The organism is Massilia sp. (assembly GCF_046293535.1).
GTDB lineage: Bacteria > Pseudomonadota > Gammaproteobacteria > Burkholderiales > Burkholderiaceae_D > Telluria.
The window spans coordinates 103,631-126,259 of the sequence record NZ_JBKBOV010000005.1 but is presented as its reverse complement, the minus strand read 5'-3'; the positions used below and the strand labels follow the sequence as shown (position 1 = coordinate 126,259).

Genomic DNA, 22,629 nt, shown 5'->3' with positions numbered 1-22,629 from the left:
GGCATCATGAGCGCAGCACACTACTTCGATGGCCGCAGCGCACGCCTGCACGTGGTCGACATCAGCGCCGGCGACGGCGCCATCCACCTGGACGGCGAGGCCAGGCGCAGCTACCCGGCGTCCAGCACGCGCCTGGCCGAACCCTTCCGGCATGCCCCGGCCGTGCTGTATTTCGAGGACGGCAGCCAGGCCGAGGTCCACGACCCGGCCATGGGCGCGCTGCTGGCCGACGCGCTCGGCTACCGCAAGCCCTGGGTGGTGCGCTGGCAGGAACACAGCGCCGCCGCCCTGGCCGCACTGGTGCTGCTGGTGCTCCTGATCGGCGCCGCCTGGCACTGGGGCATCCCGGCCGCCGCCGAGCGCCTGTCGCGCGAGGTCCCGCCGTCCGCCGACCATGCGCTCGGCCGCAATGCCCTCGCCCTGCTCGAGCGCAGGGGCCTGCTCAAGCCCTCGCGCCTGAGCGACGACCGGATCGCGTCCCTGTCCAGCATCCTGCTGCGGGTCCAACCGGCCGCGCCGCGCATTCCCTTGCGCCTCGAGGTGCGCGCCGCGCCGCAGATCGGCCCGAACGCCCTCGCCTTCCCGGACGGGACGATCGTCCTGACCGATCAGATGGTGCGCATGGTCATGGGCAAGAACAACGATTTCGACGCCCGCGCCGTGGCGACGCTGGCCGGCGTGCTCGCCCACGAGGTCGGCCACATCGAGATGCGCCACAGCGTGCGCACGATCACCCGCTCCTCCCTCGGCGCGGCACTGTCGGCCACGCTGTTCGGGGACTTCAGCGCGGTCGCCGCCGGCCTGCCGGCAGTGCTGACCAACATGGAGTATTCGCGCGAGATGGAACTGGCCGCCGACGACTACGCGGCCCGCGCGCTCAAGGCAAACGGCATCCCGACCGCTCCGCTGGCGGACCTGTTCCTCCATCTCGACGAGCGCGCCAGCAAGATGCCGAAGTTCATGCGCCAGGCCATGTCCTACGCGGGGAGCCACCCCGACGGCGGCACCCGCAGCCTGCGCCTGCGTCGATCCTCAAGTCGACAAGCAGACTGAGGCCAAGTGTTGTAAATCATCGATACAAACCAGGCCGCATAGAAATAAAGCATGCACTATAGTTACATCTGGACAATAATAGTTGCTTTCTAATTGCATGTTTGGCAGGTTCAGCTATGCGCACTTTCAACGATCTCGGCATCGGCATCCGCCTGGCCGTCGGCTTTACCCTCACCCTGGTCATGGCGGTCCTGATCGCCGGCTCGGGCATGTGGCGCCTCGAGCAGGTCTCCAGCGCCGCCCACGACACCCTGGCGGCGCCGCTCACCAAGGAGCGGCTGATCGCCGAGTGGTACACCCAGATTTTCGCGGCCGTGCGCCGCACCGCCGCCATCGTCAAGAGCAGCGATCCCTCGCTGACCGCCTATTTCAAGGAAGACGCCGCCGCCACCGCCAGGACCTCGGCCGAACTGGTCAAGCAGATCGAGCCGCTGATCGCCGGCGAGCAGGAAATCGCCCTGTTCCGCCGCATCACCGAGCAGCGCAAGCTGTACGGCGCGGCGCGCGACAATGCGGTCAAGGCCAAGGCCGAGGGCAACCAGGAGCTGGCCGACCAGATCCTGGAGCAATCCTTCACCCCGGCCGCCAGGGCCTACCAGGAATCGATCCATGAACTGGTGGCGATGCAGCGCGCGCACATCGCCGCCACCGCCGCCGGCATCGATGCGACCGCCAGCCGCGGCCAGGCGATCATCGCCGGCCTGACGGCGGGCGCCGTCGTGCTCGGCGCGCTGTTCTCATGGATGCTCACGCGCGGCATCACGCGCCCGATCCGCGCCGCCGTGCAGGCCGCCGAGACCGTGGCCGCGGGCGACCTGACCGGCCGCATCGACGCCGACACCCGTGACGAGACCGGCGCCCTGCTGCGCGCCCTGCGCAACATGAACGACAGCCTGGTCAAGATCGTCAGCGAGGTACGCAGCGGCACCGACACCATCGCCACCGCATCCGGCGAGATCAGCGCCGGCAGCCTCGACCTGTCGAGCCGCACCGAGCAGCAGGCGGCCTCGCTGGAAGAGACCGCGGCCTCGATGGAGGAACTGACCGGGACCGTGCGCCAGAACGCCGACAACGCACGCCAGGCCAACCAGCTGGCGCTCACGGCCTCGAGCGTGGCCCAGGATGCCGGCAAGGTCGTCGACCAGGTCATCACGACCATGGGCTCGATCAACGATTCGTCGAAGAAGATCGTCGACATCATCGGCGTGATCGACGGCATCGCCTTCCAGACCAACATCCTGGCGCTGAACGCGGCGGTGGAAGCGGCGCGCGCCGGCGAGCAGGGCCGCGGCTTCGCGGTGGTCGCCTCGGAAGTGCGCACCCTGGCCCAGCGTTCGGCCGCGGCGGCCAAGGAAATCAAGACCCTCATCGGCGACTCGGTCGAGAAGGTCGGCGCCGGCACGAAGCTGGTGGACCAGACCGGCGCCACCATGGAGCAGGTGGTCACCTCGATCCGCCGCGTCACCGACATCATGGCCGAGATCGCATCGGCCAGCCAGGAACAGACCGGCGGCATCGAGCAGGTCAACCAGGCGATCGGCCAGATGGACCAGGTGACCCAGCAGAACGCGGCACTGGTCGAAGAGTCGGCGGCGGCGGCCGCGTCGATGCAGGACCAGGCGGCCCGCCTGGCACAGGTGGTCGGCGTGTTCAAGCTCGATGCCCAGGCCGCGCACAGCGTGGCGGCAAGCGCCAGCCCGGCTGCTCCGGCGCGCGCCCTGGCACTGCCGGCCAAGCCTGCCGCGCGGCCGGCCAAGCCGGTCGCGGCAGCGGCGCGTCCACGCACCGCTGCCCGTGCCGACGCGGATGAATGGGAAACATTCTAACGACGCAGCTCGAAAAAAACGCCCGGTTCATGGACCGGGCGTTTTTCATGGTGGGCGAAACCACATGGCCAGGATGACCAGCGTCTGACGATTCCACGCGACACCCGGGTGCTCAGCCTTGGTGTTTCCTTGACGCACTCCCCCTGCTCGGGCAAAGTTTGGGCTCTTCAAAGGCGCAAGCCGTTTTCGTTTTCCTCATTTGCTTCCATGCCCGTCGATTACCAGCAGCCACCCGCCGCAGTCGCCCAGGTCCAGCCTGCCGCCACCGCCTCGTTCGAACAACAATATGAACAGGCGCGCACGCTCGCCAACGCGGGGCAGCCCGCACTGGCGCTGGCCGCCTACGGCGCCCTGCTGGCGCGCGCGCCGGGCAACGTCGACGTGCTGCTCGGACGCGGCATCGTGCTCAGCCGCCTGGAACGCTGGACCGAGGCCGAAGCCGACCTGAGCGCCGCCGCCAGGGCCGCGCCGGACTACGCCGACGTCTGGTTCGCGCTCGGCAACCTGTACCAATGGCAGGGCCAGCCGGCCAGGGCCGCCGATGCCTATGGCCGCGCCGCCGCGCTGCGGCCCAATGATGCCGCCATCCTGGCGGCCCAGGCCCAGGCGCTGCGCGCCGCGCAGCCGCAGGTTCTGATGGGCAGCCCGGAAGCGGCGATCGCCGCCGGCTACACCTGGGTTGCCGGCCTGACCGGCAACTGGGAGGACGTCGGCGCCGGCCCGTCCTGGAACGACCAGACCCTGAGCGTGCGCCACTACATGAAGCGCGGCTCGATCGGCTTCGAGGCGCTGCGCGCCCACCGCTTCGACCAGACCGGACGCGCCTGGGCCATCGACGCCTATGCCGGCCTATGGCAGGGCGCCTACGCCAACCTGCGCTACCAGCATGCGCCGGCCGAACGCCTGTTCCCGGCCCGCTCCGGCCGCATCGAGCTGTACCAGTCGCTCGGCAACGGCTGGGAAGCCTCGCTCAGCGGCGACCTGCTCGGCTTCGATGCGCGCGTGAACATCTACGGGATCAGCCTCGCCAGATACACCGGCAACTTCTACGTCCAGCTGCGCCACCAGAACATCGTCTCGCAAGACGCGCGCAGCTCGGGCGACCGTCTGCTGGCGCGCTGGTACTACGCCGGCACTGCCGACAGCTACCTCGAGGCGGCCATCAACCGCGGACGCAGCGACGACCCGCTCTCGCTCGGCGGCGGCCGCGCGCGCTCGGGCGGCGGCAGCCTGACCTGGGTCCATTACCTGTCGCGCGACTGGGGCGCCCGGGTAGGCGCCAGTGCCGCCCGCAGCGGCGCCAACGGCGCCCGCGAACGCGGCCTCACCCTCGGCCTCCAGCGCCGCTGGTAGGCGGACAAGCCGGCAGGGTAGCGTCAGCCGAGCCCGCCGAAGGCAGGCGGCGCTACCTTGCCGGCGCCTGCTGCGCCGGCCGTGCAATGGCTTTAATATCGGCGCCGCATTCAACCCGACCCCAGATGAAACCCATGTACCAGCCATCCCTGTTCCGGCCGAGCGCGCGTGCCGCCGTGTTTGCCGCCCTGCTCCTGCCGGCCGCCCTGCCGGCGGGCGCCGGCGTCCTCGACGAAGTGCCGCTGCCCGACATCAGCGCCGTCACCGACTACCGCCCGAAAATCCCGCTGCGGGTGTACTCGGCCGACAAGGTCCTGATCGGCGAGTTCGGCACCGAGCGGCGCGACTTCGTGCCGATCGCGAAGATCCCGCCCCTGATGAAGGCGGCCGTGCTGGCGATCGAGGATGCGCGCTTTTATGAACACAGCGGCATCGACTGGATCCGCGCGCTGGGCGCCGCCAAGGCCAACCTGGCGTCGCTCGGCAGCTTCCGCCAGGGTGGCTCGACCATCACCATGCAGGTGGCGCGTAACTTCTTCTTGTCGCGCGACAAGACCCTGCCGCGCAAGCTGACCGAGGTCGCCCTGGCCTACAAGATCGAGCAGGCCCTGTCCAAGGACCAGATCCTCGAGGTCTACATGAACCAGATCTACCTGGGCCAGCGTTCCTACGGCTTCGCCAGCGCGGCGCGCACCTATTTCGGCAAGCCGCTGGAAAACCTGAGCCTGGCCGAGACCGCGATGCTGGCCGGCCTGCCGCAGAACCCCTCGCGCCACAACCCGGTCGCCAACCCGGAGCGCGCGCAGCAGCGCCAGCAGGCGGTCCTCAAGCGCATGCTGGCGCTGGGGAAGATCACGGAGGCGCAGTACCGCCGCGCCCTGGCCGAACCGCTGCGCGTGCGGCGCGATGGCGGCGGTCCCGGCGCGGGCGCCGAGTACGTTGCCGAGCTGGCGCGCCAAGCCGCGCATGCCCGCTTCGGGCAGGCGGCCTACGAGCAGGGCTACACGGTCACCACCAGCATCGACGCGGCCGAGCAGCGCGCCGCCTACGAGGCGGTGCGGCGCAACGCCATCGCCTACGACCGCCGCCACGGCTACCGCGGACCGGAGGCGCGCATCGTGCTGCCGCAAGCGCAAGACGCGCGCGAGGAGGCGGTCAACGAGGCCCTGCAGAAGCGCCCGCTGGTGAACGGCTTCACCCCCGCCGTGGTGCTGGCGGCTTCGCCCAAGCGGGTGCGCGTCCTCACCCGCGACGGCGACACCATCGAGATCAAGGGCCAGGGCCTGGCCTTCGCGGCCCCTGCCCTGCTGCCTTCGGCCAAGGCCGGCCTCAAGCTGGCGCCGGGTGCGGTGGTGCGCATCGCCGCGTCGGGCAAGGATGGCTGGGCCATCACCCAGCTGCCGCAGGTGGCTTCGGCCTTCGTGGCCATCGACGCCCAGACCGGGCTGGTGCGCGCCATGGTGGGCGGCGTCGACTACCAGCTGCAGAAGCTCAACCACGTGACGCAAGCCTGGCGCCAGCCGGGGTCGAGCATCAAGCCCTTCGTGTATTCGGCGGCGCTGGAGCGCGGCTTTTTCCCGGGCACCGCCATCCTCGACGAGCCGCTCGATTTCTCGGGCGAGAAGGCGTTTTCCAACTGGTCGCCGCGCAACGACGACGGCCGCTTCGAGGGCCCGGTGACGATCCGCCATGCGCTCACCCACTCGCGCAACGTGCCGACGGTGCGCATGCTGCGCGCGCTCGACGTGGACTACGCGCGCGAACACCTGGGACGCTTCGGCTTCGACATGGCGCGCCACCCCGGCAACCTGACCCTGGCCCTCGGCACCGGCGCGGTGACGCCGCTGCAGCTGGCTGGCGCCTATGCCGTGCTGGCCAACGGCGGCTACCGGGTCGAGCCGAGCCTGGGCATGACGATCCAGGACCGCAACGGCAAGCTGCTGTTCGACAGCGGCAAGCCGCGCGCCCTGCAGGAAAGCGCGCGCGTGCTGGATGCCCGCAATGCCTTCATCCTCGACTCCATGCTGCGCGACGTGGCCCGCTTCGGCACCGGCGCCCAGGCGTCGCGCCTATTGAAACGCACCGACCTGGCGGGCAAGACCGGCACCACCAGCAATGCCATCGACGGCTGGTTCGCCGGCTACGGCGCCAACGTGGTGGCGGTGGCCTGGACGGGTTATGCCGAACCGCGCTCGCTCGGCAGCAACGAGTTCGGCTCCACGCTGGCCCTGCCGGTATGGGTCGACTACATGCGCGTGGCGCTGGCCGGGACGCCGCAGCGCGAGCGCACGCCGCCCGAGGGCCTGGTGCGCGCCGGCGGCGACTGGATGTATGCGGAATTCGCCGAACCGGGGCCCGGCGTGGATGAAGATGGTACCGCGCCGGTGGCGCAGCAGTTACCGTGAGAGGGTGGGCGCCGGAGCGTGCATCCGGCGCCCGCCGCATGTTCGCTCAGGGTAGGCCCTCTACCCTCCCCTCTTTCGGATAATCGATCACGTAGTCGACGTTGAAGCGGGCCGTCTCGTTCGGCTTCAGGCTGCGCTCCCAGCCGACCACGCCGCGGCGCTGCTGCCAGTCCCTGACGCTCGGTTCCGGATCCAGCGAGATCTTCGCGCCGATCTTGTCCGACTGGCTGACCGGGGTCGGCTCGAGCAGCAGGATGTCGATCGGCTGGCGGTGCAGGTTCGTCACCACGTAGGTGTCCGCGATACGCTTCTGGTTCTCGCGCTTGAACAAGCCCGCCTCACCCGATTTCTCGTTGCGGCGCTCGGTCGTCACGCGCACCAGCGGGTCGCGCCCGAAGGCCATCGAGAAGCGCTCGCCGGCCTGGGGATCCCAGTACAGCGCGCCCACGTAGGAGCCGTCGCGGCGCAGCTGCACCTGGCCCGGCAGCCAGACGCCGTCGGGCCGGGCCGCATCGATGGTGAGCACGGCCACGTCCTTCTGGCTGCGCGGCGCGATGCGCACCAGCTGCCTGACCGGCAGGCTCTGCCTGGCCAGTCCCACCGAGATCTCGCGCCCGTCCGAGGCCAGGTCGACCCGGGCCGGCACTTCGAACTCGGTGGTGAAGCTGCCCTGCGTCTCGATGACCGGGGCGATGTAGTCGTCAGCGGCGACACGCGAACCCGTGACCGTCACGGCCCTGGGCGCAGGCGGCGGGGGCGGCGCGAATGAGCGGGCACGGAAACTCAGCGCTCCCTCCACTTCCTGCGCTTGCGGCGGCTGGTGGTTCAGCAGCCAGGGCTGCGGATCGGGCGCATAGGCGGTCAGGTTCGGCTGGCCGGTCGACAGGCGCAGCCTGACCCGGCTCCAGTCCTCGCCGGTCTTTTGCGAGATCGCGGCCATCCGCTCCAGTTCCACCGTGGACGTGTTCGAGTCCAGCGTGGCGCGGTAGGCCGGCTTCCAGCCGGCGCGGTTGACCTGGTAGGACAGCAGGATCTTGCCGGGCTGGCGCACCGCCACCGCCACCGTCATGCTGCGGCTGTCGCGGGTGCTGGCCTGGACCTTGGCGAGCTCGCCGTTCAGGGCCTCGAGCTGCTTCGTCAACGCACGTTTCTTCACCTCGGCCGCGTGCATGCGGGCCAGGGCCTCGCTGCCGCCCTTGCGGATCGCATCGAGCGTCCCGAGCAATGCCTTGGGATCGCCTGGCCCGGCGCGCCCGGCCCCGTTCTCGCCGCCGCCCAGGCGCTCGAGGTAGCCCTGCACCAGCTGGGACGATTTGATCTCCGCGTCGACCAGGGCGACCTGGTCCTGCAGCGCCTGGATCTTCGCTTCCAGTTCCGCTGCGCGCGGGCTGGGGCTGTCGACGGCGCGCTGGTCGCGCGTGAGAACCTGCCCCACCTGAATGCCCGGATCGGCCTGCAGGCGCACGGTGTCGGTATTGAAGTTGGCCAGCAGGCCCGTGATCTCGACCTGGGTCATGCCCGGCGTCACCTGCACCAGGCGCTCCACCGTGGCGCTGCCGGGATACAGGGTCACGCTCTGGATCGGCGCCTCGACGGCGCCGGCGCCGGACGCGGCCAGCGCCAGGAGGATGGTCCACTGCTGCTTGATTGCCATGTTTGCCTTCGGAATCGATGTGATTCCGGAAGCCTAGCAGATGGCGGGCGCCGAAAAGCCTCGGAAACTCACGGCGCAGGACACTGCTTCAGCTTCCAGCCCAGGCGAGCTGCTCCGGGCCGGCCACTTTCCTGCTCCCCGGCGCCTGCACGGCGGCTGCGTTCGGGCGCGCGTCTTCGGCCACGCGGAACACGCTCACCTGCCGCGCCAGGCCGGCAGCGCTTTCCTGCAGCGACTGCGCGGCGCCGGCCGCTTCCTCGACCAGGGCTGCGTTCTGCTGGGTGACCTGGTCCATCTGGCTGATGGCCTGGTGGATCTGCTCGATGCCGGCACTCTGCTCGCTGGTAGCGGCCGTGATTTCCGCCATGATGTCGGCCACGCGGCGCACGCTCTGCACGATGTCGTCCATGGTGGCGCCGGCCTGGCCGACCAGGCGGCTGCCGCTGTCCACCTTGTCCACCGAGTCGGTGATCAATGCCTTGATCTCCTTGGCGGCGCTCGCCGAGCGCTGCGCCAGGTTGCGCACCTCGGACGCGACGACCGCGAAGCCGCGGCCTTGCTCACCCGCCCGCGCGGCTTCCACGGCCGCGTTCAGGGCCAGGATATTGGTCTGGAAAGCGATGCCGTCGATGACCGCGATGATGTCGACGATCTTGCGCGCGGAATCGTTGATCGCGCCCATCGTGTCCACCACTTCGGCCACGACCGCGCCGCCACGGGTGGCGACGTTGGAGGCCGCGGCGGCCAGGTCATTGGCCTGGCGCGCGTTGTCGGCGTTCTGGCGCACGGTCGTGGTCAGTTCTTCCACCGAGGCGGCGGTTTCCTCGATGGCGCTGGCCTGCTGCTCGGTACGCGAGGACAAGTCCATGTTGCCGGCGGCGATCTGGCTGGAGGCGGTCGCGATGACGTCGCTGCCGCTGCGCACTTCGCCGACGATGCCGGCCAGGCTGGCGCTCATGTCGCGCAGTGCCGCGAGCAGCTGGCCGAACTCGTTGCGGCTGTCGACCTCGATACGGGCGCCCAGGTCGCCATCGGCGACGCGCCGGGCCAGGCCGACGGCAGTGCCGAGCGGGCCGGTGATGGCGCGTACCAGGTAGACCGTGGCGGCCGCCGCGAGCAGAACCGCCAGCACGATGGCGCCGATCGTCAGCAGATTCAGCTGGCGCAGTTCGGCGTGCAGCGCTTCGCTCTGCTGCAGGTTGCGCGCACTCATGTCGTCCTGCAGTTGCTTGTATGCTTCATGGCCCTTCAGGTAGGTCGGGTTGATCTGCTTGATCAGGATGGATTGTGCAAGGTCCCAGTCCCCGGCTTCGAGGGCGCGGACGGCATCGCGGGTCATCTGCACGCCGAAGCCCTGGCTGGCGTCCTGCCAGCGCGCCACCTCTTCCTTGATTTCGGGACGGCGCAGCGATGCCAGCAAGGCGTCGCGTTCCTTTTCCAGTTCGGCCGTGTTGCTGGCAATGTTATTGAAATGGTTTGCCAGTGGATGGTCGTGCATCACCGCATACTTGCTCTCCGGATTGTGCTGGAGCGCCTGCAATACCTGGCTGCGGTTGCTTTCCATGCGATGGACCATGGTCGCCAAGATCAATTGCTGCTTCGCAGCATACAGGGCAGTGTTCTCGAGCAGGTCGACCGCACCCTGGGTCGAGTAATAACCGAGGCTGCCAACCGCCAAGGTCACGACGATGAGGGCGCCCGTCACGGACGTAATGACGTGCTTGATGCGAAAGTTCTTCATGAGAGCAAGGGATAGAGGGAATTGGGCGGGATGCCGCCAAGGCGTTGTATTTTCGGCGAAACCCTTAAATTTTTCCATGTGGAAACTTTGCATATCATCCAAAATACCCGGCTTTGCGTACGAAATTGCCGGAAACATGAAATATGGACAAACTATCGGTGCTCCTCGGGCGGCACGCCTTCCATGCCCGCATTTTCTTCAATGGAAGCTTTTGCGACGCCAACCAGTTTCTTGAGAACGGTGTTTCCGGCCACCTGCACCTGGTGCGACAAGGTCCCGTCGAGTTCGTCCACGACGACGGTTCGGTCCTGCGTGCCGACCAGCCCACGCTGGTGCTCTACCCGCGCGGCAGCGGCCACCGCCTGCAGGTGCCGGACGGGCATACGGCCACGCTGCTGTGTGCCGACATCGTGTTCGAGGGCGGCGCCGCGAATCCGCTGGCGCGGGTGCTGCTTGATTGCCTCCACGTGCCGCTGTCCGAGATCGCGGGACTGGGCGCCGCGCTCGACCTGCTGTTCGGGGAAGCGGCCGGCGCGGCGCCGGGCCGCGAACTGATCCTGGACCGCATGTGCGACGTCCTGCTCATCCAGGTGATCCGGCGCGAACTCGATATCGGCAAGCTATCCCCCGGGCTGCTGGCCGGCCTGGCCGACCGCCAGCTGTCACCCGTGCTGGCGGCGATCCATGAGCGCCCCCAGCAAGCATGGACCCTGCAGTCCCTGGCCAGCGTCGCCTGCATGTCGCGCGCGGCATTCGCCGAGCACTTCCGCGAGGTGCTGGGCATGCCTCCGGGCGAATACCTGACGCGCTGGCGCCTGACCGTGGGCGCCCGGCTGCTGCGCCAGGGCATGCCGGTCAAGCTCGTCAGCAGCCGGACAGGCTATACCAGCCCCTCCACCTTCACCCGCGCCTTTGCCGCACGGATGGGCGCGGCGCCACGCGACTGGCTCAAGCAGGCGGCTTGAGCGGCGAGCGCGCCGTGCCGGTACGGTTCAGGCGAACGGGAAAGACAGCGCCTGCTCCACCAGCCGTTCGGGCGGCTCGCGCAGGTCGAGCGTGACGCCGCGTTCGTCCTGCTGCAGGGGTTCGAGGGTGCGCAATTGGCTGTCGAGCAGCGACAGCGGCATGAAGTGGCTGCTGCGCGCGGCCATGCGCTGGGCGATGAGGTCGCGCTCGCCATGCAGGTGGACGAAACGCACATCGTTTCCCTTGCCACCGTCGCCGCGCAGCACGTCGCGGTAGGCGCGCTTGAGCGCGGAGCACGACAGCACGACCACCGGATCCGTCTTCCATGCGCGCTCGATCTCGGCGCGCAATGCCTGCAGCCAGCCGCGCCGGTCTTCGTCGTCGAGCGGGATCCCGGCCGACATCTTCGCCACGTTCTCGGGCGGGTGGAAGCGATCGCCCTCGATGAAGGGCGCATCCAGGGCCTGCGCCAGGCGTGCGCCGATCTCGCTCTTGCCGCAGGCGCACACGCCCATCACCACCCACGCCGTCCCTTGCGGTTGCTCCGCGCGCCGCTTCATCATGGCTCCAGGCTCGTCGCCTGCCGGGGAACGGCGACTGTCCGCTTCGGGTGCGCAGCGCTGTGCAAGGCCATGTGGGGACTGGCGCAGTGTTCCTTGACCAAGCTCGCGTACCGGGCAAGCGGCGGCAGGCCGACCGCGCTGCGACGCTCGTCGACCCTGGCGATATCCTCGATCTCGAAAGGCTGCCACTCGGTCCTGCTGACGCAGCTGCCCTGGGTGCCGAAGCGTTGCGGGTAGTGGGTACGGTCGTACAGATAGGCGAAGTCCTTGCCGGATGCCTGCCCTTGCCGCACCAGGGGTTCCATCAAGGCCAGCACCTCGCGCTGGAAGGCCTGGTCCCGGTCGGCGTGCTGGGCGATCAGCCAGGCGGCCGTGGCCCCGTCCTGGCCCACCATCGCGACGGTCGGCCAGCCATACGCCGCAACGATCTGCTTCAGGCGCGCCCGGTTGGCGTCGTCGACGGCCACCCAGCGGCTGAAGTCCCCCTTGGCCGCGAGCTGGCGGACCTCCTGGTCGCCCGCTTCCATCTTCAATAGTTCGGCGCGCAATGCCGCGTGCGTCGGGCCGGCCGCGTGGGTGCCGGCACAGCACCCGTACAGGACGAGGGCCGCTGCCAGCAGCCGTCCCTGGTATGAAGGCTTCATGTCGTCTCCGGAGTCGATGGGTCGGCTCCAGCTTAGCGAAAACCTGCGCGTCGAAGATGCGCGCATTGTCACATGCGCGGCAATGCCGGGCCGGTCAGGCGAGCGCCCGTCGCCGGCAGCGGCCAGCGAGCCGGCGGCGCGCCAGGCTCAGGGCAAGCAGGCCGGCGGCCAGCATGCCGACCTGCCCGGGTTCCGGCACCGCACTCACCGTCCAGGCCGCACTCGTCGTCCTCCCCACGAACCAGGTCGTCAGGTCCGGCACCGCCCCCATACCGGTGGCCTCGAAGTGCGATGCGGACACCGCACCGCGCATGAATTCGGGGAAGCTGATCTCCTGCTCCAGGTTCGTGCTTGCCAGCAGCGGCCAGTCGAAGGTGACCGCTTCATGCCGGGCGACGATGCTGCGCTCGCCGGTACCGGGCTCGCGGGGGGCTGCCGTTCGCATGCTCATGGCTTGGCGGTTGCCCGGGGAATAGAGCTCGGGCGCGAGTTCCAGGTAGACGGTAGAAGACGAAGCTGGCGTCGTCCACGTGAGCGTCTTCCCGTTCATCGTCAGCGTGCCCTGCAAACCGACGCTGGCGCCCGAGTAATCGGTGAACCTGGACGTCGAATGGATGTAATCGAAATCCGCCGCATCGACCGTGAGCGACATGGTATAGGCTTGGCCGCTGAGGAATACGACCTCGCCTGGGCTACCGAAGAACAGGTTCAGGTCGTCCCTGCCCTGGTCGACGATACCGCTCATCGACCAGGTAATCTGTTGGGCACCTGCCTGCAAAGGTGAAGACAGGATGGCGCAAACACTGACTGTTGCCAGGGCCTTGACGATCGGTTTCATGCGACCTCCGCTTGCCGGGTTGTGCCGGAGAAGCTAGCACCAAACGCCGCCGATGGCCCACACGTATGGGCCTGGCTGTGGCGGCAAAACGACTCGGCAGTAAGCGAGCGTACGGGCCTTCAGCAAAAATCCCGGCTCGGCGCGCGCAGCTTGCCCAGCAGGTGCGACATGTCCACCAGCCGCTTGGCCACCAGGTGCCGCACTTCCCCCTGCTTCTGCCAGACCCCATATACCCCGAGCAGCGGCGCATTGAGCACCTCGCGCCGTTGCTGCTCCACCAGGGTGGGCCAGACGATCACGTTGATGTTCCCGGTCTCGTCCTCGAGCGTCATGAACAGCACGCCCTTGGCCGTCCCGGGGCGCTGGCGCACCGTCACCAGGCCGCAGGCGCGCGCCAGCTGGCCATCGGCATAGTCGGCGAGAAGCGAGGCCGGCACGAAGCGCTTGGCCAGCAGCGCTTCGCGCAGCAGCGCCAGCGGATGGCGGCCCAGGGTGAGGCCCTGGGCGCGGTAGTCGCCCACGATCTCGTCGGCTTCGGTCGGCGCCTCCAGCCGCGGCAGCTCCTCCTGCGGCGTGGTCGGGCGCAGCAGGTCGCGGTCGGGCACTGCCCCCACCGCCTGCCACAGGGCCTCGCGCCGGTTCCCGGCCAGCGAGCGCAGCGCATTGGCCCCGGCCAGCACCTGCAAATCGCCCCGGTCGAGCTGGGCGCGGCGCGCCAGGTCGGCCACGCTCTCGAAAGGACGCACCGCGCGCGCCATCTCGATACGCAGGGCCACTTCCTGCTTCAGCCCGCGCTGCAGCGACAAGCCCAGGCGCACCGCCGGCTGGCGCGACCGGTCGACCGGGTCGAACTCTTCCAGGGTCGAGTCCCAGCCGCTGATGGTGACGTCGCAAGGGCGCACCTCGATGCCGTGGCGGCGCGCATCCTGCACCAGCTGCGAGGGGCTGTAGAAACCCATCGGCTGGCTGTTGAGCAGCGCGCAGAGAAACGCCGCCGGCTCGTGGCACTTGAGCCAGGAACTGGCATAGGCCAGCAGCGCGAAGCTGGCCGCGTGCGATTCGGGAAAGCCGTATTCGCCGAAGCCCTGGATCTGGCTGAAGATCGCCTCCGCGAACTCCAGCGTGTAGCCGCGCTCCAGCATGCCGCGCACGATGCGGTCGTAGTATTTCTCCAATCCGCCCTTGCGCTTCCAGGCCGCCATCGCGCGCCGCAGCTGGTCCGCTTCCCCCGGCGTGAAGCCGGCGCCGAGGATCGCCACCTGCATCACCTGCTCCTGGAAGATCGGCACGCCCAGGGTGCGCTCCAGCGCCACTTTCATCTCGGGGCTCGGATAATGGATCGGCTCCAGGCCCTGCCGGCGCCGCAAATAAGGATGCACCATGCCGCCCTGGATCGGGCCGGGACGCACCACGGCCACCTCGATCACCAGGTCGTAGAAGCGGCGCGGGCGCATGCGCGGCAGCATGCTCATCTGGGCGCGCGACTCGATCTGGAACACGCCCACGGTGTCGGCCGCGCAGATCATGTCGTAGGTGGCCTTGTCGTCGGCCGGGATGTCCTGCATCTCGAACAGGTTGCCGTAGCGCTGGCCCACCAGTTCCAGGCCGCGGCGCATCATCGACAGCATGCCCAGCGCCAGCACGTCGACCTTCATCAGGCCGAGTTCTTCGAGGTCGTTCTTGTCCCACTGGATGACGCTGCGGTCAAGCATGGTGGCGTTCTCGATCGGCACCAGGCGCGACAGCTTGCCGCGCGCGATGACGAAGCCGCCCGGGTGCTGCGACAGGTGGCGCGGGAAGTTCAGCAGTTTGTCGGCAAGCGTCGCCCACTGCTGCGCCAGGCGCGACTCCGGGTCCAGTCCCGCCTCGGCCAGGCGCCCGAGCAAATCGGCGCGGCTGTCGAACCAGTGGTGGGTCTTGGCCACCTTCTCGACGATGGCCAGGTCGATGCCGAGCGCGCGCCCGCTGTCGCGCAGCGCGCTCTTGGGACGGTAGCTGATCACCACCGCCGCCAGCGCCGCCCGCTCGCGCCCGTATTTCGAATAGATGTACTGGATGACTTCTTCGCGGCGCTGGTGCTCGAAGTCGACGTCGATGTCGGGCGGCTCGTTGCGCTCCTTGGAGATGAAGCGCTCGAACAGCAGGCTGGCGCGCGCCGGGTCGACCTCGGTGATGCCGAGGCAGTAGCACACCGCGGAATTGGCGGCCGAGCCGCGCCCCTGGCACAGGATGTGTTGCGAGCGCGCGAAGCGCACGATGTCGTAGACGGTGAGGAAGTAATGTTCGTACTTCATCTCGGCGATCAGCTCCAGCTCGTGCTCGATCTGGGCCTGCACCTTGGCCGGAATGCCGTCGCGGAAGCGTCGGTGCGCACCGATATAGGTTTCCTGGCGCAGGAAGCTGCTGGCATCCATGCCGGGAGGGACCACTTCGTCCGGGTATTCGTAGCGCAGTTCGTCGAGCGAGAAAGTGCACAGGCGCGCGATGCGCAGCGTCTCGGCCAGCGCCTCGCGTCCATAGATGTTGGCCAGGCGCAGGCGCGAACGCAGGTGCTGCTCGGCGTTCTGGGCCAGGCCGTAGCCGCATTCGGCCACCGGCTTCTTGAGGCGGGTGGCGGTGAGCGTGTCCTGCAGGGGTTTACGGGAGCGCACGTGCATCACCACGTGGCCGAGCGCCGTGATCGGCAGGCCGTGCTGCCAGCCCACCTCTTCGAGCGTCGCGCGGTGCGGCTCATCAAAAGCGCGGTGCAACAGGACCAGGCCGAGCCAGGCGCGCCCCGGGAAGGTGCTCGCCATCCAGGCGGCCTGCCCGTGCAGGCGGTCGACGCCCGCCGCCTCGTGCGAGGGGTAGTGCGGCAACAGGATCGCCAGGCAGTCCGGCATGTGCTTCAGGTGCGCGTACTCCGGCGCAGGCCGGGCCAGGTCGTCCGGCGTCAGGAAGTAAGTGCCCTTGGCGCTGCGGGTGCGCCCCAGGGTGATCAGTTCCGACAGGTTGCCGTAGCCGTTGCGGTTCTTGGCCAGCAGCACCAGCGACAGCGCCGGGCTGCCGTCCGCGTTCTTCAGGTGGAAGTGGGCGCCGATCACCAGGTGCAGGCCGGCCTTCTTCGCCTCGGCATGGGCGCGCACCACGCCGGCCAATGAACATTCGTCGGTCAGCGCCAGCGCGAAATAATCGAGTTGGACCGCGCGCGCCACCAGTTCCTCCGCATGAGAGGCTCCTTCGAGGAAGGAGAAATTCGACAGGCAGAATAGCTCCGCATAGGGAGGCAAAACCTGTGGTGGCGGCGGGAACGGATCGGTCATCGGCAAAGGGGGAAGGAAGGAGCTACAATGCTGGACAAACCGGCAATACTGTATAAAAACACAGTATAACCGAGACGAGCCGCTCGACAAGGAGAAACGCATGCGGATTCATGCACTGAGCTGTTTTGGCGAACACGCCGGCGACGGCAACCCGGCCCTCGTGATCGAGGGCGGCCAGGCGAACGAGGAAGCACGCCGCGCGCTGGCGCAAGCGCGCAACACCACCTGCGTCTTCCTCGACGGCGAGGTCGTCGATTTCTATTACCCGCACATGCGCAGCCCGCTCTGCCTGCATGCGACGCTGGCCGTGGCGCACGTGCTGTTCGCGCGCCATCCCGATGCCTCTATCCTGGCGGTGACGACGGCGATGCGCGGCCAGCGGCTCGAACTCCAGCGCGATGGCGGCGCCTGCTTCGTTCGCCTGCAGGCGCAGGAAGTGGCGCAGCCGGCGCTGGCAACCGGCCTGCTGGAGCACTTGCTCGCTGCGCCCGGCTTCGTGTCGGTATCGCCGCCGCGCGTCGCCTCGGTGGGCAGTCCAAAGCTGCTGGTCGAAGTGCCGGACGCCGCCACCCTGCACGGCCTGCGGCCGGACCTGGCGGCGGTCACGGCCTGGGGCAAGGAAGCCGGCATCAACGGCATCTACGCCTGGTGCCACCTGCGAGACGGGCCTGATGCGGACCGCTTCGAAGGCCGCAACTTCAACCATCTCGATCCGGTGCTGGAAGACAGCGCCACCGGCGTGGCGGCGGGCGCGCTCACCGCCTTGCTCGGACACGGCATCGTGCTGCATCAGGGACATGCCACCGGCCAGGCCTGCCTGATCCGGACGCGGGTGGAAGACGGCGCGATCCTGGTCGGCGGCCGCGCCGAACCCGCCGCCGTCGTCACAAGCATCTCGCGATAAGATCCGTACATACAGGAGAATGCACTGTCCGTCCGGTGCGAGCTAAGCTACACTTCCGCGGATATCCACTAGCGCTCAAGCAGAGCCAGACCAACCGCGGACATGAAACCACCCTTCCTTGCCTACGCCCTCCCCCTGATCCTGCTCGGCGCCAGCGCTACCGCGCGCGCCGACGTCGATTACCAGCTGCGCATTACCGATGCGGCACAGCACCTGGCCGAAGTGCGCGCCACCTTCCCGGCCACCGCCGGCACCACGCTCGACGTCTCGATGCCGAACTGGCGCACCGGCCGCTACAACATGCTGAACCTCGCCAACGGCGTGCGCCTGTTCAAGGCCTTCGACGCCAAGGGCCAGCCGCTGGCGGTCGCCAAGACCGACAAGGGCACCTGGCAGGTCCGTACCAAGCCGGGCGACGCGGTGACGGTGCAGTACGAGCTGTATGCCAACCTGCTGGGCGAGCGCACCCGCCACATCGACGACACCCATGCCTATCTCGACGCCAGCGGCGTGTTCGTCTACGCGGCGCCCTTCCGCCAGGAGAAGGTCACGGTCAAGCTGGATGTGCCGCAGGGCTGGAAGTCGCGTTCGGGCATGGACAGCGGGGCATGCGACCACTGCTTCGTGGCGCCGAACTACGACGTGCTGATCGACGCGCCGATCGAGACCGGCATCCACGAGTTCTACACCGACAAGGTGGCCGGCCGTACCATCGAACTGGCGATCTGGGGCCGCGGCAACCACGACGGCAAGCAGATGATGACCGACTTGAAGAAGATCGTCGTCGAGACCGCGAAGATGTACGGCAACCAGTATCCGTTCCAGCGCTACCTGTTCATCGTCCACGCCACCGACGGCGTCGGCGGCGCCACCGAGCATGCCAACTCCACCGTCATCCAGAAGCCGCGCTGGACCTTCGCCCCGCGCAAGGACTACCTGAACTTCCTGCGCGTCGCCGCGCACGAGTTCTATCACACCTGGAACGTCAAGGCCTACCGTCCGAAAGAGATGGTTCCCTACGACTACCAGAACGAGAACTACAACCGCCTGCTGTGGGTGGCCGAAGGCCACACCTCCTATTACGACGAGCTGATCGTCCTGCGCGCCGGCCTGCAGAAGCGCGAGGAGTTCCTCGAGGGTTACGCCAAGCTGATCGACGACTACCTGCACCAGCCGGGCCGCTTCCAGCAGAGCGCGGCCGACGCCAGCTTCGACGAGTGGATCGCCGTCGGCGGCGAGCGCGCGCGCAACGCCTCGGTCAACATCTACTCCAAGGGCCAGCTGCTGGCGCTGATGATGGACATCGAACTGCGCCGCCAGACCGGCGGCAAGCGCGGGCTGGAGGACATGCACCGCATCCTGTTCGAGAAGCACTCGACCGCCCAGGGCGGCTATGACGTCCCCGCCGTGCTGGCGGCCCTGCGCAGCGTCAGCGGCCAGGACTGGAGCGGCTGGTGGGCCCAGTATGTGGACGGCACCGCCGAGATCCCGTTCGACACCCTGCTGGCCCAGGTCGGCCTGCAGAAGCTGGTCGACGTGCCGAAGGACCAGGAGCAGAAGACCGAATGGTGGGCCGGCTGGACCCTGCGCGAAGGCAGCGACCCGGCGCTGGTCACCGTCGTCGAACGCGACAGCCCGGCATGGAAGGCCGGTGTGGTCTCGGGCGATACGCTGGTGGCGGTGAACGGCCTGCGCGTGTCCGCCAAGGACATCGGCGACAAGATGTCGCTGCTGAAGACCGCACCGTTCAAGGTGCACCTGTTCCGCCGCGACGAACTGGTGGAAAAGCAGCTCACCCCGCTGCAGCAGCCGAAGGGCAAGGCCAAGCTGAAGGCCGCGGACAAGGCGAGCGACGCGCAGAAGGCGCTGGGCGCCGCCTGGTTCGGCGTGGCGTGGCCGAAGGAAGAATCGGCGGCAAGGAAGCCTTGATGCACTAGCGTGCCGTGCGGCCCTTGCGCCGCACCCGGCACCGCACGAAACAAAAAAGAGCCCGCTCGGCGACGAGCGGGCTTTTGTCATCCGGGGATGTTCAGGCGTTCTTCCTGCGGCGGGCGTTAAGCAGGCCTGCCAGGCCCAGGCCCAGCAAGGCCAGCGATGCCGGTTCCGGCACCTCGCTCGCCACCGACGTGACGCTGAACGTGGCCTCGCGCACGTGCAGTTCCCAGCCGCCATAGCCGAGCGGGTTGGCCTGCATGCGCATCGTCACGGCCGCGTTGTCGTTCCACTTGATCGCAGCCAGTGCGTTATTCAGACCCGTCAGCGCCGTCGTGTTGTTGGCGATGTCGAAATACTGGGTATCGTAGGTATGGCGGCCGGCGCCCGCCACCTGCGTGTCCCACAGCAGCTTGTTGCCCTGGTAGAGCGTGATGAGGACGCGGTTTTCATTCGGCGATACACCACCCCAGCCCTGGTCGTAGGCGATGGCGCTGGAGGTCAGGCCGGTGACCAGGTTGGTGCCTTTGGCAAAGGTGACCGTCGACAGGTCGTACAGACCCCAGGCTTGGAAGCCATCGTAGGTGCCGCTGCCGGTGCCGGTCTGGACGACCGCAGCCGTTGCGGAAGCCGTGAAGGCGCTGGCGAGGACGATACCGATAGCAAGGTGTTTAATGATCTGCATTTTTTTATTCCCTGGTTATGTGTATGTGAATAGACTAACAATTGTCTATAAGCATTAATCGTGCTAATAGGAAAAAACGCATGCAAATCAGCAACTTATAAAATCGACATCACCACAGCAGCTCATCATGTAAATTTTTCCGACATATCCCGTCTGGCGCTACCGGTCACGCCCATGGAATAAATGAGAGTTATATATTTACAACGTTGTGTTAATGATACAGCGGCTTGGTGCCCTCTCACGGGATTGTTTAGTATTCAATTTTCCCTCGGAGTAACCAAGTGCTCACACTCAAACGCCTCCCCCAGTCGGTCCTGCGCGCCCTGTACGGCGGCGCCGCGTTCGCTACCCTGATCCCGGCCGCCTTCGCCCAGAGCGCTGCCCAGGAGCCCTCCACCACCCCGGTCGCCGCCGGCACCCCGGCGGCCCAGGACAGCAAGGGTAGCGGCGGCATCCAGAGCGTCAGCATCGTCGGCTCGCGCCGCGTCGGCAACGTCTCGGATATCGATACGCCGGTGCCGGTGGACTTCATCCCGATGACCAAGGCGGCCGAACAGGGAGGCCAGTTCGACCTGGCGCAGGTCCTGAACAACGTTTCGCCCTCGTTCAACTCGACGCGCCAGACCGGCGCCGACGGCGCCGACCTGATCGACTCCGCCGCCCTGCGCGGCCTCGGTTCGGACCAGACCCTGGTGCTGGTCAACGGCAAGCGCCGCCACACCACCGCACTGGTCAACCTGTTCGGCGCGCGCAACCGCGGCAACACCGGCACCGACATGAACGCGATCCCGCTGATGGCCATCCGTAACGTGCAGGTGCTGCGCGACGGCGCCGCCGCGCAGTACGGCTCGGACGCGATCGCCGGCGTGCTCAACATCGAACTGAAGAAGAGCCTGGGCTGCGAGATGGTCGCGGGCTTCGGCCAGTACACCGAGGGCGACGGCGACAACTACCTGGCTTCGGCCTACTGCGGCGTGGCCATGGGCGGCGGCGTGCTGGGCATCACCGGCGAATACTACGACCGCGGCCGCTCCAACCGCGCCGAGGAAGGCAACTCGCGCATCATCGGCGACACCAAGTCGCAGAACAGCACCGTCTACCTGAACGGCGAATTCCCGGCGGGCGACGGCAAGCTGTACGTCACCGCCGGCGCCCAGAACCGCGACGCCTCCTCGGCCGCCTGGGCGCGCGAGGGCCTGGGCTCCGAGGACATCCCTTCGCGCAACTCGGCCGCGATGTACCCGAACGGCTTCGTCCCCTTCATCAACGGCGACATCAACGACCACTACGGCACCCTCGGCTACCGCTTCCGCCTGGGCGAATGGAACACCGACCTGTCGCAGACCTTCGGCCAGAACCGCATGCGCTATACCATCGCGAACACGCTCAACGCGTCGATCGCCAACCTCGACCTGCTGCGCGGCGGGCCGGGCAGGAGCGCCAGCATGTTCGACGCCGGCGGCTTCTCGTTCCGCCAGGCGACCACCAACCTGGACTTCTCGCGCTTCTTCGAGGGCATCGGCAAGGGCATGAACGTGGCCTTCGGCTTCGAACACCGCCGCGAGAACTACCAGATCAAGGCGGGCGAACCGGGTTCCTGGATCGACGCGGACGGCGTGGGCGTGGGCGGCAATGCCGGCAGCCAGGGCTTCCCGGGCTTCCAGCCGGGCGACCAGACCGACAACGACCGCCACTCGAACGCCGCCTACCTCGACCTCGAGACCGACCTCGCCGAGGGCTTCAAGCTGCAGGCGGCGCTGCGCCACGAGCGCTATTCGGACTTCGGCGCCACCACCACCGGCAAGCTCGCCGCCGCATACCGGATCAACCCGGCATTGCTGCTGCGCGGTTCCGCGAGCACCGGCTTTCGCGCGCCGTCGCTGCAGCAGGTCTACTTCTCGTCGACCTTCACCGATTTTGTGAACGGCCAGCCGCTCGACGTGGTGCTGGCCCCGAACGGCGGGCGCGTGGCGAATGCCGCCGGCATCCCGCAGCTCAAGGAAGAGGAGTCGAGGAGCACTACGCTGGGCCTGACCTGGTCTCCCGGCCAGGCCACCTCGCTGACGGCCGACCTGTACCGCATCGACATCGACGACCGCATCGTGCTGTCGGGCCGCTTCGACGCCGACAACTATCCTGCGCTGGGCACGACCCTGCAGCAGCTGGGCGTGGGCCAGGCCCAGTTCTTCGTCAACTCGGTCGACACCAAGACCCAGGGCCTGGACGTGACGCTGTCGCACCGCATGGACGCGGGCGCCGGCAAGCTGAACGCCTTCCTGGCGCTCAACTTCAGCAAGACCGAAGTCACCGGCGTGCATGCGCCGAGCGCCCTGCAGGGCTTCGAAGACGTGCTGCTGTCCGAGCGCGAGCGCCTGTTCATCGAGCAGGGCGCGCCGCGCCGCAAGGCCACGCTGGGCTTCGACCACACCCTGGGCAAGCTGGAAACGGCGCTACGCATCGTGCACTTCGGTCCGCAGACCCTGGGCACCTTCTCGGGCCCGCCGGTGCCGAACCAGTACTACGAGCCGAGGACCTCCGCCGACCTGTCCTTCACCTGGGCCTTTACGGACAAGACCAAATTCACCGTCGGCGGCACCAACATCTTCGACGTCAAGCCGAGCGTGCAGGATCCGAACGAGACCGACAACGGCTTCAAGTACGAGAGCGTGCAGTTCGGCCTGAACGGGGCGGCCTGGTTCGCGCGCCTGTCGCACCGTTTCTGATCCGCGGCGCGCGGCCACGCCTCGAAGGGTCCCCGCCGGG

Annotated in this window: 15 protein-coding genes; 8 read left to right on the top strand and 7 right to left on the bottom strand. The window is 68.0% G+C overall.

Features of this window, described 5'->3' with window-relative positions:
• Positions 1-6 precede the first annotated feature (6 nt).
• From ACK4S9_RS04725 to ACK4S9_RS04710, 4 genes are all read left to right on the top strand, one after another.
• Positions 7-1,053 (top strand): M48 family metallopeptidase, encoded by a 1,047-nt coding sequence (locus ACK4S9_RS04725; RefSeq protein WP_409722169.1) that lies wholly within the window; start codon positions 7-9, stop codon positions 1,051-1,053.
• A gap of 116 nt (positions 1,054-1,169) precedes the next feature.
• Entirely contained in the window at positions 1,170-2,879 is a 1,710-nt protein-coding gene (locus tag ACK4S9_RS04720) for a methyl-accepting chemotaxis protein (RefSeq protein WP_409722166.1), read from the top strand.
• A gap of 207 nt (positions 2,880-3,086) precedes the next feature.
• Positions 3,087-4,232: a YaiO family outer membrane beta-barrel protein gene (locus ACK4S9_RS04715; RefSeq protein WP_409722164.1), complete on the top strand. Its 1,146-nt coding sequence runs from the start codon at positions 3,087-3,089 to the stop codon at positions 4,230-4,232.
• Positions 4,233-4,366: 134 nt separating this feature from the next.
• A complete protein-coding gene (locus ACK4S9_RS04710) occupies positions 4,367-6,637 on the top strand; it encodes a penicillin-binding protein 1A (RefSeq protein ID WP_409722162.1) in 2,271 nt (756 codons plus the stop codon).
• A 46-nt stretch (positions 6,638-6,683) separates the two neighbouring features.
• Here ACK4S9_RS04710 and ACK4S9_RS04705 read toward each other — a convergent pair whose 3' ends face one another.
• Both ACK4S9_RS04705 and ACK4S9_RS04700 read right to left on the bottom strand, forming a co-directional pair.
• The gene (locus ACK4S9_RS04705) at positions 6,684-8,291 is read right to left on the bottom strand and encodes a mucoidy inhibitor MuiA family protein (protein ID WP_409722160.1); all 1,608 of its coding nucleotides are present in this window, start codon (positions 8,289-8,291) and stop codon (positions 6,684-6,686) included.
• 88 nt (positions 8,292-8,379) lie between these two features.
• On the bottom strand, positions 8,380-10,032 hold the full coding sequence (locus tag ACK4S9_RS04700) for a methyl-accepting chemotaxis protein (protein WP_409722157.1): 1,653 nt from the start codon (positions 10,030-10,032) through the stop codon (positions 8,380-8,382).
• Positions 10,033-10,175: 143 nt separating this feature from the next.
• Here ACK4S9_RS04700 and ACK4S9_RS04695 point away from each other — a divergent pair, with 143 nt between their 5' ends.
• Complete coding sequence (locus ACK4S9_RS04695) at positions 10,176-10,997, top strand: cupin domain-containing protein (RefSeq protein WP_409722154.1); 822 nt, start codon at positions 10,176-10,178, stop codon at positions 10,995-10,997.
• A 27-nt stretch (positions 10,998-11,024) separates the two neighbouring features.
• Here ACK4S9_RS04695 and ACK4S9_RS04690 read toward each other — a convergent pair whose 3' ends face one another.
• The 4 genes from ACK4S9_RS04690 to ACK4S9_RS04675 form a co-directional block, all read right to left on the bottom strand.
• The gene (locus ACK4S9_RS04690) at positions 11,025-11,561 is read right to left on the bottom strand and encodes a gluconokinase (RefSeq protein WP_409722152.1); all 537 of its coding nucleotides are present in this window, start codon (positions 11,559-11,561) and stop codon (positions 11,025-11,027) included.
• A complete protein-coding gene (locus ACK4S9_RS04685) occupies positions 11,558-12,205 on the bottom strand; it encodes a DUF6624 domain-containing protein (protein ID WP_409722149.1) in 648 nt (215 codons plus the stop codon). The genes ACK4S9_RS04690 and ACK4S9_RS04685 overlap by 4 nt, the downstream gene beginning before the upstream one ends.
• 94 nt (positions 12,206-12,299) lie before the next feature.
• Positions 12,300-13,043 carry a PEP-CTERM sorting domain-containing protein gene (locus tag ACK4S9_RS04680; protein WP_409722146.1) on the bottom strand — a complete coding sequence of 248 codons (744 nt, stop codon included), beginning with the start codon at positions 13,041-13,043 and terminating at the stop codon, positions 12,300-12,302.
• A gap of 119 nt (positions 13,044-13,162) precedes the next feature.
• A complete protein-coding gene (locus ACK4S9_RS04675) occupies positions 13,163-16,345 on the bottom strand; it encodes an error-prone DNA polymerase (RefSeq protein WP_409722143.1) in 3,183 nt (1,060 codons plus the stop codon).
• Positions 16,346-16,445: 100 nt separating this feature from the next.
• On the opposite strand from ACK4S9_RS04675, the gene ACK4S9_RS04670 reads away from it, so the two are divergent.
• Positions 16,446-17,249, top strand: coding sequence for a PhzF family phenazine biosynthesis protein (locus tag ACK4S9_RS04670; protein WP_409722140.1), 804 nt, complete (start codon positions 16,446-16,448; stop codon positions 17,247-17,249).
• A gap of 102 nt (positions 17,250-17,351) precedes the next feature.
• Positions 17,352-19,178 (top strand): M61 family metallopeptidase, encoded by a 1,827-nt coding sequence (locus ACK4S9_RS04665; protein ID WP_409722137.1) that lies wholly within the window; start codon positions 17,352-17,354, stop codon positions 19,176-19,178.
• 100 nt (positions 19,179-19,278) lie between these two features.
• Here the strand turns inward: ACK4S9_RS04665 and ACK4S9_RS04660 are convergent, their stop codons facing one another.
• Entirely contained in the window at positions 19,279-19,866 is a 588-nt protein-coding gene (locus ACK4S9_RS04660) for a PEP-CTERM sorting domain-containing protein (protein WP_409722135.1), read from the bottom strand.
• Positions 19,867-20,147: 281 nt separating this feature from the next.
• On the opposite strand from ACK4S9_RS04660, the gene ACK4S9_RS04655 reads away from it, so the two are divergent.
• Positions 20,148-22,589, top strand: coding sequence for a TonB-dependent receptor plug domain-containing protein (locus tag ACK4S9_RS04655; protein WP_409722132.1), 2,442 nt, complete (start codon positions 20,148-20,150; stop codon positions 22,587-22,589).
• Positions 22,590-22,629 lie beyond the last annotated feature (40 nt).

Excerpts from the sequence above, each read along its gene's own strand:
- ACK4S9_RS04725 (WP_409722169.1), top strand. The coding sequence starts at position 7 with ATGAGCGCAGCACACTACTTCGATGGCCGCAGCGCACGCCTGCACGTG.
- ACK4S9_RS04720 (WP_409722166.1), top strand. The coding sequence starts at position 1,170 with ATGCGCACTTTCAACGATCTCGGCATCGGCATCCGCCTGGCCGTCGGC.
- ACK4S9_RS04715 (WP_409722164.1), top strand. The coding sequence starts at position 3,087 with ATGCCCGTCGATTACCAGCAGCCACCCGCCGCAGTCGCCCAGGTCCAG.
- ACK4S9_RS04710 (WP_409722162.1), top strand. The coding sequence starts at position 4,367 with ATGTACCAGCCATCCCTGTTCCGGCCGAGCGCGCGTGCCGCCGTGTTT.
- ACK4S9_RS04705 (WP_409722160.1), bottom strand. The coding sequence starts at position 8,291 with ATGGCAATCAAGCAGCAGTGGACCATCCTCCTGGCGCTGGCCGCGTCC.
- ACK4S9_RS04700 (WP_409722157.1), bottom strand. The coding sequence starts at position 10,032 with ATGAAGAACTTTCGCATCAAGCACGTCATTACGTCCGTGACGGGCGCC.
- ACK4S9_RS04695 (WP_409722154.1), top strand. The coding sequence starts at position 10,176 with ATGGACAAACTATCGGTGCTCCTCGGGCGGCACGCCTTCCATGCCCGC.
- ACK4S9_RS04690 (WP_409722152.1), bottom strand. The coding sequence starts at position 11,561 with ATGATGAAGCGGCGCGCGGAGCAACCGCAAGGGACGGCGTGGGTGGTG.
- ACK4S9_RS04685 (WP_409722149.1), bottom strand. The coding sequence starts at position 12,205 with ATGAAGCCTTCATACCAGGGACGGCTGCTGGCAGCGGCCCTCGTCCTG.
- ACK4S9_RS04680 (WP_409722146.1), bottom strand. The coding sequence starts at position 13,043 with ATGAAACCGATCGTCAAGGCCCTGGCAACAGTCAGTGTTTGCGCCATC.
- ACK4S9_RS04675 (WP_409722143.1), bottom strand. The coding sequence starts at position 16,345 with ATGACCGATCCGTTCCCGCCGCCACCACAGGTTTTGCCTCCCTATGCG.
- ACK4S9_RS04670 (WP_409722140.1), top strand. The coding sequence starts at position 16,446 with ATGCGGATTCATGCACTGAGCTGTTTTGGCGAACACGCCGGCGACGGC.
- ACK4S9_RS04665 (WP_409722137.1), top strand. The coding sequence starts at position 17,352 with ATGAAACCACCCTTCCTTGCCTACGCCCTCCCCCTGATCCTGCTCGGC.
- ACK4S9_RS04660 (WP_409722135.1), bottom strand. The coding sequence starts at position 19,866 with ATGCAGATCATTAAACACCTTGCTATCGGTATCGTCCTCGCCAGCGCC.